Origin of the sequence: Cedecea sp. AS113 (genome assembly GCF_037152415.1) — a bacterium.
Lineage (GTDB): Bacteria > Pseudomonadota > Gammaproteobacteria > Enterobacterales > Enterobacteriaceae > Cedecea.
The window spans coordinates 413,224-425,886 of the sequence record NZ_JBBCMI010000001.1; the positions used below are offsets into that span (position 1 = coordinate 413,224).

Here is a 12,663-nt window from a genome sequence, read left to right on the forward strand (position 1 = left end):
TATAGTATTTATCCACAGAGTTAGTCACAGGCTGGCGGATGTGTATAAATCAGGGGAAAACTCATCTCACGGACAGGTAAAACTCACATGAATCAGAGTCTGCTGGTTACAAAACGCGATGGCAGCAAAGAGCGCATCAATCTGGATAAAATTCATCGGGTACTCGACTGGGCCGCTGAGGGTCTGAACAACGTCTCCGTTTCCCAGGTTGAACTGCGTTCCCATATCCAGTTTTACGACGGCATCAAGACCTCTGACATTCATGAAACCATCATCAAGGCCGCAGCTGACCTGATCTCCCGTGACGCACCGGATTATCAGTATCTCGCCGCTCGCCTGGCAATTTTCCACCTGCGTAAAAAAGCCTACGGTCAGTTTGAGCCGCCGAAGCTTTACGATCAGGTTGTGAAAATGGTTGAGATGGGTAAATACGATCGTCACCTGCTGGAAGACTACACGGAAGAAGAGTTCGAGCAGATGAACGATTTCATCGATCACTGGCGTGACATGAACTTCTCTTACGCGGCAGTGAAGCAGCTCGAAGGCAAATATCTCGTGCAGAACCGCGTTTCCGGTGAGATCTACGAAAGCGCGCAGTTCCTCTATATTCTGGTCGCCGCCTGCCTGTTCTCCGGCTACCCGCGTGAAACCCGCCTCAGCTACGTGAAACGTTTCTACGACGCGGTTTCCACCTTCAAGATTTCCCTGCCTACGCCAATCATGTCTGGCGTGCGCACCCCGACCCGTCAGTTCAGCTCCTGCGTACTGATCGAGTGCGGCGACAGCCTGGATTCCATCAACGCTACCTCCAGTGCGATCGTGAAATACGTTTCCCAGCGCGCAGGTATCGGCATCAACGCCGGCCGCATTCGTGCGCTGGGAAGCCCGATTCGCGGCGGTGAAGCGTTCCACACCGGCTGTATCCCTTTCTATAAGCACTTCCAGACGGCAGTGAAGTCCTGCTCCCAGGGCGGCGTGCGCGGCGGGGCTGCAACGCTGTTCTACCCGATGTGGCATCTGGAAGTGGAAAGCCTGCTGGTGCTAAAAAACAACCGTGGCGTGGAAGGTAACCGCGTGCGCCACATGGACTACGGCGTACAGATCAACAAGCTGATGTATACCCGCCTGCTGAAGGGCGAAGAGATCACCCTGTTCAGCCCGTCTGACGTGCCGGGACTGTATGACGCTTTCTTCGCCGATCAGGACGAGTTTGAGCGCCTGTACACCAAATACGAGAAAGACGACAGCATCCGTAAACAGCGCGTGAAAGCGGTGGAACTGTTCTCCCTGATGATGCAGGAACGCGCCTCCACCGGCCGTATCTACATCCAGAACGTTGACCACTGCAACACCCACAGCCCGTTCGACCCGACGATTGCCCCGGTGCGCCAGTCCAACCTGTGCCTGGAAATCGCCCTGCCGACCAAACCGCTGGACGACGTCAACGACGAAAACGGCGAAATCGCCCTGTGTACGCTGTCTGCGTTCAACCTTGGCGTGATTGAAAGCCTGGACGATCTGGAAGAGATGGCTGTGCTGGCTGTGCGCGCACTGGACGCTCTGCTCGACTACCAGGATTACCCAATTCTGGCGGCAAAACGCGGCGCAATGGGTCGTCGTACCCTGGGTATCGGCGTGATTAACTTTGCCTATTATCTGGCGAAGCACGGCGTGCGTTACTCCGACGGCAGCGCAAACAACCTGACGCACAAGACTTTCGAAGCCATTCAGTACTACCTGCTGAAAGCGTCAAACGAACTGGCGAAAGAGCAAGGTGCCTGCCCGTGGTTCAACGAAACCACCTACGCAAAAGGCATTCTGCCAATCGACACCTACAAGAAAGACCTGGATGCTATCAGCAACGAACCGCTGCATCTGGACTGGGAAGGCCTGCGTGAGTCCATCCAAACTCACGGCCTGCGCAACTCCACGCTTTCTGCCCTGATGCCGTCTGAGACCTCATCGCAGATCTCCAACGCCACCAACGGCATCGAGCCACCGCGCGGCCACATCAGCATTAAAGCGTCGAAAGACGGGATCCTGCGCCAGGTTGTGCCGGATTATGAAGCGCTGAAAAACAACTACGAGCTGCTGTGGGAAATGCCGAGCAACGATGGCTATCTGCAGCTGGTTGGCCTGATGCAGAAGTTTATCGACCAGTCGATCTCTGCCAACACCAACTACGACCCAACGCGCTTCCCATCAGGCAAAGTGCCGATGCAGCAGCTGCTGAAGGATCTGCTCACCGCCTATAAATTCGGCGTGAAGACCCTGTACTATCAAAACACCCGTGACGGCGCGGAAGACTCTCAGGATGACCTGGCGCCTTCCATCCAGGACGATGGCTGCGAAAGCGGCGCATGTAAGATTTAACGCTTAATCCCCTCTTACGAGGGGATTTTTCCGACGTATTACAGGATTTAACCTCATGGCTTACACTACTTTTTCACAGACGAAAAACGATCAGCTCGCCGAGCCTATGTTCTTTGGCCAGTCGGTTAACGTGGCGCGCTACGACCAGCAGAAATACGACATCTTCGAAAAGCTGATTGAAAAGCAGCTCTCCTTCTTCTGGCGCCCGGAAGAAGTGGACGTCTCCCGCGACCGCATCGACTTCCAGGCGCTGCCGGAGCATGAGAAACACATCTTCATCAGCAACCTGAAGTACCAGACGCTGCTGGACTCCATCCAGGGCCGCAGCCCGAACGTCGCGCTGTTGCCGCTGATCTCCATTCCTGAGCTGGAAACGTGGGTTGAAACCTGGGCGTTTAGCGAGACCATTCACTCTCGTTCTTACACCCACATCATCCGCAACATCGTGAACGATCCGGCGATCGTCTTTGACGACATCGTCACTAACCAGGAAATCCTCAAGCGCGCCAAAGACATCTCTGGCTACTATGACGACCTGATTGAGATGACCAGCTACTGGCACCTGTTGGGCGAAGGCACACACAACGTGAACGGCAAAACCGTCACCGTGAACCTGCGTGCGCTGAAGCGTCAGTTGTACCTCTGCCTGATGAGCGTTAACGCCCTGGAAGCGATTCGCTTCTATGTGAGCTTCGCCTGTTCCTTCGCCTTCGCCGAGCGCGAGCTGATGGAAGGTAACGCCAAAATCATCAAGCTGATCGCCCGTGACGAAGCCCTGCACCTGACCGGCACCCAGCATATGCTGAACCTGATGCGCAGCGGTGAAGACGATCCGGAAATGGCGGAAATCGCCGTTGAATGCCGCCAGGAATGCTACGACCTGTTCGTGCTGGCCGCCCAGCAGGAAAAAGAGTGGGCCGACTACCTGTTCCGCGACGGCTCGATGATTGGCCTGAACAAAGACATCCTTTGCCAGTATGTGGAGTACATCACCAACATCCGCATGCAGGCCGTGGGCCTTGACCTGCCGTTCCAGACTCGCTCCAACCCGATTCCATGGATCAACGCATGGCTGGTGTCCGACAACGTCCAGGTTGCGCCGCAGGAAGTGGAAGTCAGCTCCTACCTGGTGGGCCAGATTGACTCGGAAGTCGATACCGACGATCTGAGCAACTTCCAGCTGTAAACAATGGGCCGCATTACGCTCAGCATTACCGGCGCGCAGTTGATGAGCGAAGAAGAACACCCTTCGCTACTGGCGGCGCTGGAGTCACACAAAGTCTGTGTAGAGTATCAGTGCCGGGAAGGCTATTGCGGTTCATGCCGCACTAAGCTGCTGGCGGGGGAAGTTCAGTGGCTGACCGAGCCGCTGGCATTTATCCAGCCCGGTGAAATTCTCCCCTGCTGCTGCAAAGCACGGGGAGATATCGAACTCGAGATGTAGTGATGTAAAAAAGGCCGCAAATGCGGCCTTTTTCATTAGCGATTACGGCTTATTAAGAAACCGTACGGCTTTGTCCGGGAAGTCGGTAAACAGCCCATCTACGCCCGCCTGGTTATACAGCACGTCGTACAGCTGATTCACATCGCTCACGTAGTCCGGCAACGCGTCCGCCCTCACCGTATAAGGATGCACGGTCAATTTGTTGGCGTGTGCTTCGGTCACCATGTCGGTGAGCTTCACGTTTCCTTTGGTTGACGCCTTCTCCACCAGCATATGGTAGTCCGGGCCAATGCCGTCGGCATACTGGGCAATCTGCTTCATCGCGCCAGGCTTAAACATCCAGTCGTAACTGTAGTTCACCCACTTGCCGTCCGGCTGTTTTTCCTGAGTCTCATTCCAATCGGTATAGGCGATAAGCTGGACCAGGTTAAGGTTCATGCCCATCTTCGGCTCAAGCTCGTTTTTAATGCGCTTCAGCTCGGCGGCGTCAAAGCACTGAAGATAGATCTTGTCCTGCTTGCCGGTGTAGCCGTACTGCTTCAGTACCTCAAGGGTTTTTGCCGCGATATCTTTGCCTTCCTGATGGTGGAACCACGGCGCTTTTATCTCAGGATAGATACCGATGTTTTTCCCGGTGGAATGATTCAGCCCCTGAACAAACTCGATCTCTTCTTCAAAGGTGTGCACCCGGAAGTCGGATTTGCCCATCGGAAAACGCCCCGGATAAGTTTGCACCTGCTTGCCGTTAACGATGTCGAAGCCCTCGGTGAACTTCAGGGACTTAATTTCCGCCAGCGTAAAGTCGATGGCGTAGTAGCGCCCGTCTTTGCGCGCCCGATCCGGGAAACGCTTCGCGACGTCGGTCACCCTGTCCAGATAGTGGTCATGCAGCACCACCAGCCTGTCGTCTTTGGTCATCACCAGGTCTTGCTCAAGGTAATCCGCGCCCTGGGCATAGGCCATCGCTTTTGCCGGTAACGTATGCTCAGGCAGATAGCCGCTGGCGCCCCGGTGGGCAATCACGATTTTGTCCGTGGTCTGGGCGAAGACGCTGCTGGTCGCCACCAGCACCACGCCCGCCAGTAAAGATTTTGCCATCAGTTTCATGATGCTCTCCTTAGCCGTTTTTCAGCATTTTTTCATCGTGGTGTTTGCGCTCGCCAATCATCACCACAATCAGCAACAGCACGGCCAAAATACTGCCGCCAATCATCACGATAAAGCCGCCGTCCCAGCCGAAGAAGTCCACGGTGTAGCCGACAATCGCGCTGGCCGCGACCGAGCCGCCCAGGTAACCAAACAGGCCGGTAAAGCCCGCTGCCGTCCCTGCCGCTTTCTTAGGTGCAAGCTCAAGCGCATGCAGGCCAATCAGCATTACCGGGCCGTAAATCAGGAAGCCGATAACAATCATACAGGCCATATCCACACCCGGATTACCCGGCGGGTTGAGCCAGTAAACCACGGTAGCAATCGTCACCAACACCATGAAGAACACGCCTGTCGCGCCGCGGTTACCTTTAAATACCTTGTCCGACATCCAGCCGCACAGCAGCGTGCCTGGAATACCCGCGTATTCATAAAGGAAGTAGGCCCACGAGGATTTATCCAGCGCGAAGTGTTTTACTTCTTTCAGGTAAGTTGGCGACCAGTCCAGGATGCCGTAACGCAGCAAATAGACAAACACGTTGGCAATGGCGATGTACCACAGCAGACGGTTCGGGAAGACGTACTTCATGAAGATCTGCTTAGCCGTCAGCTCTTCTTCCGCTTTCTCGCTGTAATCGTCCGGGTAGTCGTTTTTGTACTCTTCAATCGGCGGCAGGCCGCAGGATTGAGGCGTGTCGCGCATCAAGCCGAAGGCAATAATGGCCACAATAATGGCGGCGAAAGCGGGCATGTATAGCGCCGCATGCCAGTCGTTAAACCACGCCATCCCCAGCAGGAACAGCAGCGGAGGAATACCGCCCCCGACGTTATGGGCGCAGTTCCAGACGGAAACAATGCCTCCACGCTCCTTCTGCGACCACCAGTGCACCATGGTGCGCCCGCACGGCGGCCATCCCATGCCCTGGAACCAGCCGCAGGCGAACAGCAGCACAAACATGACTGCGATGCTGGACGTTGCCCAGGGCACAAAGCCCATAAACAGCATCACGGCGGCGGCAAGAATCAGCCCGGCGGGTAGAAATACGCGCGGATTCGAGCGGTCAGAGACCGAGCCCATGATGAATTTCGAAAATCCGTAGGCGATCGAAATCCCTGAAAGCGCAAAACCGAGATCGCCTCGGGAGAAGCCCTGCTCCACCAGATACGGCATCGCAAGGGTAAAGTTTTTCCTTACCAGATAGTAAGCGGCATAACCGAAGAAGATACCCATGAAAATTTGCCAGCGCAGGCGGCGATAGGTCGGATCTATCTGCTCCTCTGGCAAACGCGTCTTATGCGCGGCGGGTTTGAAGATACTTAACATACGAGCCTCCGTGGCGTTGATGTTCAGCGGGAGCAAGCGGCTCCTGCCAAATGTTCTTTTGCGAGCGCATGGTAGTTATCCGGGCGCGTATTTACTGTGAAACATCGCACACAATGTTACATTTTTATTACAGAAAGGCGAAATGGTGCATATTTTCACTAATTATTTTCGTTTATTGCTCGAATTTGCTCGCAATCAAACATTACACACTTTCTTTGTGGCTGAATAACGGTAAATAAAAAGGGGTAAAGGAGCACCATGTGAGCAGAGAAGCGGACGTGATTATCATCGGTGGAGGGGCAACCGGTGCCGGCATAGCGCGAGACTGCGCCCGCCGCGGGCTGAAAGTACTGCTGCTTGAGCGTCACGACATCGCAACCGGTGCCACAGGCCGCAATCACGGCCTGCTTCACAGCGGCTCACGCTATGCGGTCACCGACGGGGAATCCGCCAAAGAGTGCATCGAAGAAAACCGCATTCTGCGGCGTATTGCCCGCCACTGTATCGAGCCCACGGATGGCCTGTTTATCACCCTGCCGGAAGATGATCTGGCGTTTCAAAGCGGGTTTATCGCCGCCTGTCGCCAGGCCGGTATTCCTGCAGAAGCGTTGGATCCCCGAGAGGCATTACGGCTTGAGCCGTCCGCCAACCCATCGCTTCTCGGCGCGGTTCGTGTCCCGGATGGCACGGTCGACCCATTCCGCCTCACCGCCGCTAACATGCTTGATGCCAAAGAACACGGCGCAGAAGTGCTGACGGGCTGCGAGATCACCGGGCTGATTCGCGAAGGCTCACGCGTTTGCGGCGTGCGAGTCTTCAACCACCTTACCCGCCAGGCAGGCGAGTTTAGTGCACCAATGGTGGTAAACGCCGCAGGGATCTGGGGGCAGCACATCGCAGAATACGCCGATCTAAGCGTAAAAATGTTCCCGGCCAAAGGGGCGTTACTGATCCTCGGGCACCGCATCAACAACATGGTCATCAACCGCTGCCGTAAACCAGCAGACGCCGATATTCTGGTCCCCGGCGATACCATTTCGCTTATTGGCACCACCTCCACGCATATCGACTACGACCAAATCGACAATATGTGCGTCACACCGGATGAAGTGGACACGCTGATTCGTGAAGGGGAAAAGCTGGCTCCGGTGCTTGGCCGAACCCGTATTCTTCGGGCCTACGCTGGCGTCAGGCCTCTGGTTGCCAGCGACAACGATCCCACCGGGCGCAGCGTCAGCCGTGGAATTGTGCTGCTGGATCACGGGAAACGCGACGGCATGGACGGCTTCATCACCATTACCGGCGGCAAACTGATGACCTATCGTCTGATGGCGGAGTGGGCAACGGATCTGGTTTGCGAGCGTTTAGGGAATACCACCCCCTGCTCCACCGCCTCGGCGTCGCTGCCGGGCTCCGAACATACGGCAGAACAAACGCTGGGGAAAGTTATCTCCTTGCCACCGACAATTCGCGGTTCCGCCGTCTGGCGGCATGGCGACCGCGCAACGCGGCTGCTGAATAACAGCCGACTCAGCAACAGCCTGGTGTGCGAATGCGAAGCCGTCACCACCGGCGAAGTGCGCTATGCCATTGATGCCCTCGGCGTAAAAAACCTGGGAGATTTGCGCCGCAGAACGCGCGTTGGCATGGGCACCTGCCAGGGCGAGCTGTGCGCCTGCCGGGCAGCCGGTCTCCTGCAACGCTTCCAGCTCACTACGCCTGCACAATCGCTGGAGCAACTCTCTCACTTCCTCAACGAACGCTGGAAGGGCGTTCGCCCTGTCGCCTGGGGAAATACATTGCGAGAAAGCGAATTTACCGCCTGGATTTATCAGGGACTAGGCGGTCTGGACAACGGAGAACAGGGATGAAATTTGACACGATTATCATCGGCAGCGGCCTGGCCGGGCTGACAGCCGGCATAAAGCTGGCGGAAAGCGGCCAGCGCTGCGCCATCGTCAGCCGCGGGCAAAGCGCGCTGCACTTCTCTTCTGGTTCGTTGGATTTGCTTTCAACGTTACCGGACGGCACTCCCGTTCACCAGCCAGAGACGGCGCTGGAAAACCTGGCGGAGCAAGCGCCTCAGCATCCTTACAGCCTGATGGGCAAAGAGCGCGTGCTGGCGCTCGCTGCAGAGAGTGAGCAACTGCTGGCCAGGGCTGGCATTCCGCTGGTGGGTCATCATCGCCAAAATCACCTCAGAATCACGCCGCTGGGCAAGCAAAGAGCCAGCTGGCTCAGCCCGCCGGAAGTGCCGCAGGCGCCGTTGCCCTGGCAAAAAGTGACGGTGATTAATATTGCTGGCTTCCTGGATTTTCAGGCAGAGCTGGTGGCGGGTTCACTGTCTGCCGCCGGCTGTAACGTGCACGTCGCCGAGCTCACCCTGCCCGTACTGGATGTCTTACGTAACAACCCAAGCGAGTTTCGCGCCGTGAACATCGCCCGGGTGCTGGATCTGCCGGAAAACCTTCCGGCGCTGGTGGATGAACTCAGGCTGCTGCTGGGCAGCGGCGAGGCTATGATTCTGCCCGCTTGCCTGAACCTGGAAGCACGAACGGTGGCCGCCGTGGAGCAAGCCCTCGGCGTGCCGGTAAAACTCCTGCCAACGCTACCGCCTTCGGTGCTTGGGATGAGGCTACACAATGCGCTCCGCCGCCGTTTTCAGACCCAGGGCGGGCTTATTATGCCCGGAGATACCGTAACCGGCGCTCAGCTTGAACAAGGGCGTATCAATGCCCTGTTCACCAAAAATCATCGTGAAGTGCCGCTGCGGACCCGGCATGTCATCCTGGCCAGCGGCAGCTTTTTCAGCGGCGGGCTGGAGGCTACCCGGCAACATGTCATCGAGCCCATCTTCGGGCTGGACGTGAACATCGAGGCCGAGCGAGCCGCCTGGAGCAAAACAGATTTCTTTACGCCGCAGCCCTGGCTGCAATTTGGGCTAACCGTGAATAACCACTTCCAGCCGTTCCATCACGGGGAATACACCAAAAATCTCTACGCTATTGGCTCGGTGCTGGGGGGTTTTGATCCTATTCATCAGGGATGCGGAGCCGGCGTATCGATGCTCACGGCGCTCTGTGTGGCCAATCAAATCCTTGTTGCCGCGGAGGCTTGCCATGAACCTGCTTGATGAAACCAGCTTTGAAAGCTGTATTAAATGCACGGTCTGCACCACGGCTTGCCCGGTAAGCCGCGTTCGCCCGGAATATCCGGGGCCAAAACAGGCCGGGCCCGACGGAGAAAGGTTGCGCCTGAAAGATCCCTCCCTGTACGACGACGCGCTGAAGTACTGCACCAACTGCAAGCGCTGCGAAGTCTCCTGCCCGTCCGAAGTCAACATTGGCGATATCATCCAGCGGGCGCGGGCCAGATATGGCGAACATAAACCTTCGCTGCGCGATGCTGTTCTCAGTCATACGGATTTACTCGGTACGCTCTCCACGCCTTTCGCCCCGCTGATCAACGCCACGACCGGTTTGAAGCCCGTACGCAAGCTGCTGGATAAAACCCTCAAAATTGATTCCCACCGCGAGTTGCCCAAATATTCCTTCGGCACATTTCGCCAGTGGTATCGGCGCCAGGCCGCGCACCAGGCCAGCTTCCCGCAGCAGGTTGCTTTCTTCCACGGCTGCTTCGTGAACTACAACCATCCGCAGCTCGGCAAAGACATGGTCAAAGTGCTTAACGCGATGGGCATCGGCGTCCAGCTGTTGCAAAGAGAAAAATGCTGCGGCGTGCCGCTTATTGCCAACGGCTTTATCGAAAAGGCAAAGAAACAGGCAAGGGTAAACGCCAGCTCGCTGGAAGAGGCCGTCATACAGCGCGGGCTGCCGGTCATTGCGACCTCGTCAACCTGTACCTTCACGCTGCGCGATGAATATCCGCATATTCTTGGTATCGACACGGCCCCGGTTCGCGAGCAGATTGAACTCGCCACGCGTTATATCTGGAAACTGCTGGAAGAGGATGGCAGAACGCTGCCGTTAAAAAACACGCCGCTGCGTATCGCCTATCATACGCCTTGCCATATGGAGAAAATGGGCTGGACGCTCTATTCCATTGAGCTGTTACGCCGCATTCCCGGCGTGGAACTGGTGATGCTGGACTCCCAGTGCTGCGGCATTGCCGGGACCTATGGGTTTAAAAAGGAAAATTACCCGACTTCCCAGCAAATTGGCGCCCCGCTGTTCCAGCAAATAGAAGAGAGTGGCGTAGACCTGGTGGTGACGGACTGCGAAACCTGTAAATGGCAGATAGAAATGTCGACCAGCAAACGCTGCGAGCACCCGATCACGCTACTTGCTCGGGCGCTCGCCTGAAGGTTAAAGGCTGACTGACTCTACGACCTTAATCCAGCCGTGTTCGCTTTCCAGCGGCTGGCCGTTGAACCAGCGGCGCAGCACGTTCAGCGCCATCATGGCGCAAACTTCCTGGCGTATTGCCAGCGCGTGGCGGCTGGTGCCAAACTTCACGGCCAGGCCAAAAGTGCCGTCTGGCGTGGAGATCGCAAAATTTATCTGCTGATCTTCTTCGCCCGAAATCACCAGGGCCAGATCGCTCTGTTGATTCAGGCGCCATTCTGCGCTGGACGCTAATGCCTCAGCCAATGTTTCAGGTGCCTGCGGTAAAACGCGGCTCGCCCGGAGCACGGCCTGCGCCCGGTTTAACTGCAGCGTCAGCAGGCCTCCGGTGAACTGTTCGCTCACGGCCAGAGTCAGGGAGCGTTCGCCCAGGCGGCGCGCTATTTGTGCTGGAAGCCCTTCGGTGCCCTCAAAAATCAGACTCTCACCTGCCACGCGGCGGACTTCCGGCCAGACGGCCTCCATCGCTTCACGCTGGCCGGCCGGGCCGGTAAGTTTAAGCTCAATGATCGGCATCGATGAGCGATAGCCCATCACCACGCCCTGCGGCAGCGCCAGCGGATCAAGCGATTGCGCCAGCTCGCTCTCTGAGCGTCCAAAAGTCGTTAAACGCAGGCATATCGGCGGTTCAGGGAGGGTAAAACGTTCACGCAGCCGGGGCATGATTTGTTTGTCCACCATAGCCTTAAACTCTGACGGTACGCCGGGAGTGAAAAACATCAGGCAGCGGTTTAAGGTCAATGCAAAGCCGCAGGCGGTGCCGACGGGATTGTCGATCATTTCACTGTTAGCCGGGATTTGCGCCTGCTTGCGGTTACTCGGCGCCATCACTCGCCCGCGCTCGGCAAAAAACTGCTCCATATAGGTTAACCATTCCGCGTGCTCGACCAGCTCAACGCCCGCCGCCGTCGCCGCCGCCAGCGCGCTTAAATCATCGCTGGTTGGTCCCAGGCCGCCGTTAACAATCAGCACATCCGCTTCGTGGCTGCGCTCTTTCAGCACGGCAACCAGGTCAGGCAGACTGTCGCCGACCGTATTGCGGCGCGACATGGGTAAACCCTGGTGAAAGAAATAGTCGGCAAGCCAGGCCGCATTGGTATCGGTAATTTGCCCGTACAGCACTTCGTCGCCGGTGGACAACATTTCTACTTTTAACATCTTTTACTCCGCAGCAGGGGAACGCCCCACTATAGCGCAGGCACCAAAGAACGGCAGACATAAAAAACGCGGCTAAAAGCCGCGCTTAGACTACTGACCAACCTCTGGGCATAGAAAAAACGCCAAAGGATTCGTCAAAAAACGGAAAATCAATTCATTGATTTTCGGCTGATAACCGCAAAGAGGGAAAAACCACGCTTTTTTCCTCTTTGTCTGCAACATTAACGCGGCTAAAAGCCGCGTTAATGGATTAGAAGCTGGCGCTCACGCCCACATACGGACCGTCGGCCACGGTGTCGGTACGATCGCCGTCTTTGCCGCCAAGGCTAATATAGCGGTAACCCACTTGCGCTGAAAACGGACGCATAAAGTTCCAGCTTGCACCGGCGCTGGCCTCTTTGTAGTCCTTCACGCTGCTGGACAGAGAGTCCGGGGAATAGTAGTAATCGCCAAAAATGGCAATGTCAGAAGTGATTGGCCATCTCAAACCGCCACCCGCCGCAAGCGCATAACCTTCTTTGCGATCTTTTGCGTGCAGGTAAACGCCACGACCGCCTACGGTTGCCATCATCGGCCCCAGAGGAATATTAAAACCGAGGCCAAGGCCTACGGTATCACCGTTGTCGTCGTTATGCGCATAGTTACCGGTTACCGCGATGCCGCTGCTTTCGGTGCCAAAACCCACGCCGAGGTTAGTGTATTCTTTGCCGACTTCAGCACTCACGCCAATTGCGCTGGCACCTGCGGAAACCAGCAGCAAACCCGCGCCGCCGGCTAAAAGTAATTTATTCATTCCTTGGTTCCTGAAAAAGAAAAAGGGCTGCCCTTAAAAATGCCATTGGATGGCGTGGCGC

The 12,663-nt window shown here is 56.5% G+C and carries 9 protein-coding genes and 1 pseudogene; 6 read left to right on the plus strand and 4 right to left on the minus strand.

Translation table 11 applies throughout. The features are described from left to right. Nucleotides 1-87: 87 nt before the first annotated feature. Genes nrdA through yfaE form a run of 3 tightly spaced genes read left to right on the plus strand, consistent with a single transcriptional unit; the run spans nucleotide 88 to nucleotide 3,817 of the window. Complete coding sequence (gene nrdA / locus WFN87_RS01950; RefSeq protein WP_336981688.1) at nucleotides 88-2,373, plus strand: class 1a ribonucleoside-diphosphate reductase subunit alpha; 2,286 nt, start codon at nucleotides 88-90, stop codon at nucleotides 2,371-2,373. A 55-nt stretch (nucleotides 2,374-2,428) separates the two neighbouring features. Beyond that, entirely contained in the window at nucleotides 2,429-3,559 is a 1,131-nt protein-coding gene (gene nrdB, locus WFN87_RS01955) for a class Ia ribonucleoside-diphosphate reductase subunit beta (RefSeq protein WP_008459840.1), read from the plus strand. Between the two features lie 3 nt (nucleotides 3,560-3,562). Continuing rightward, a complete protein-coding gene (gene yfaE / locus WFN87_RS01960) occupies nucleotides 3,563-3,817 on the plus strand; it encodes a class I ribonucleotide reductase maintenance protein YfaE (RefSeq protein ID WP_008459838.1) in 255 nt (84 codons plus the stop codon). Between the two features lie 42 nt (nucleotides 3,818-3,859). Here the strand turns inward: yfaE and glpQ are convergent, their stop codons facing one another. Further along, on the minus strand, nucleotides 3,860-4,924 hold the full coding sequence (glpQ, locus tag WFN87_RS01965; RefSeq protein ID WP_336981690.1) for a glycerophosphodiester phosphodiesterase: 1,065 nt from the start codon (nucleotides 4,922-4,924) through the stop codon (nucleotides 3,860-3,862). Between the two features lie 10 nt (nucleotides 4,925-4,934). Next, a complete protein-coding gene (gene glpT / locus WFN87_RS01970; RefSeq protein WP_166990981.1) occupies nucleotides 4,935-6,287 on the minus strand; it encodes a glycerol-3-phosphate transporter in 1,353 nt (450 codons plus the stop codon). Between the two features lie 260 nt (nucleotides 6,288-6,547). On the opposite strand from glpT, the pseudogene glpA reads away from it, so the two are divergent. The 3 genes and pseudogenes from glpA (at nucleotide 6,548) to glpC (ending at nucleotide 10,609) form a co-directional block, all read left to right on the plus strand. Next, nucleotides 6,548-8,165, plus strand: a pseudogene (gene glpA / locus WFN87_RS01975) (anaerobic glycerol-3-phosphate dehydrogenase subunit A). Then, entirely contained in the window at nucleotides 8,155-9,420 is a 1,266-nt protein-coding gene (gene glpB / locus WFN87_RS01980) for a glycerol-3-phosphate dehydrogenase subunit GlpB (protein ID WP_336981692.1), read from the plus strand. Before glpA ends, glpB begins: the two are co-directional and overlap by 11 nt. Beyond that, nucleotides 9,407-10,609 (plus strand): anaerobic glycerol-3-phosphate dehydrogenase subunit GlpC, encoded by a 1,203-nt coding sequence (glpC, locus tag WFN87_RS01985; RefSeq protein WP_336706936.1) that lies wholly within the window; start codon nucleotides 9,407-9,409, stop codon nucleotides 10,607-10,609. The genes glpB and glpC overlap by 14 nt, the downstream gene beginning before the upstream one ends. 3 nt (nucleotides 10,610-10,612) lie before the next feature. Here glpC and WFN87_RS01990 read toward each other — a convergent pair whose 3' ends face one another. Then, nucleotides 10,613-11,809, minus strand: coding sequence for a nicotinamide mononucleotide deamidase-related protein YfaY (locus tag WFN87_RS01990; RefSeq protein ID WP_336981694.1), 1,197 nt, complete (start codon nucleotides 11,807-11,809; stop codon nucleotides 10,613-10,615). A gap of 250 nt (nucleotides 11,810-12,059) precedes the next feature. Then, nucleotides 12,060-12,602: a YfaZ family outer membrane protein gene (locus WFN87_RS01995; RefSeq protein WP_008459823.1), complete on the minus strand. Its 543-nt coding sequence runs from the start codon at nucleotides 12,600-12,602 to the stop codon at nucleotides 12,060-12,062. Nucleotides 12,603-12,663 lie beyond the last annotated feature (61 nt).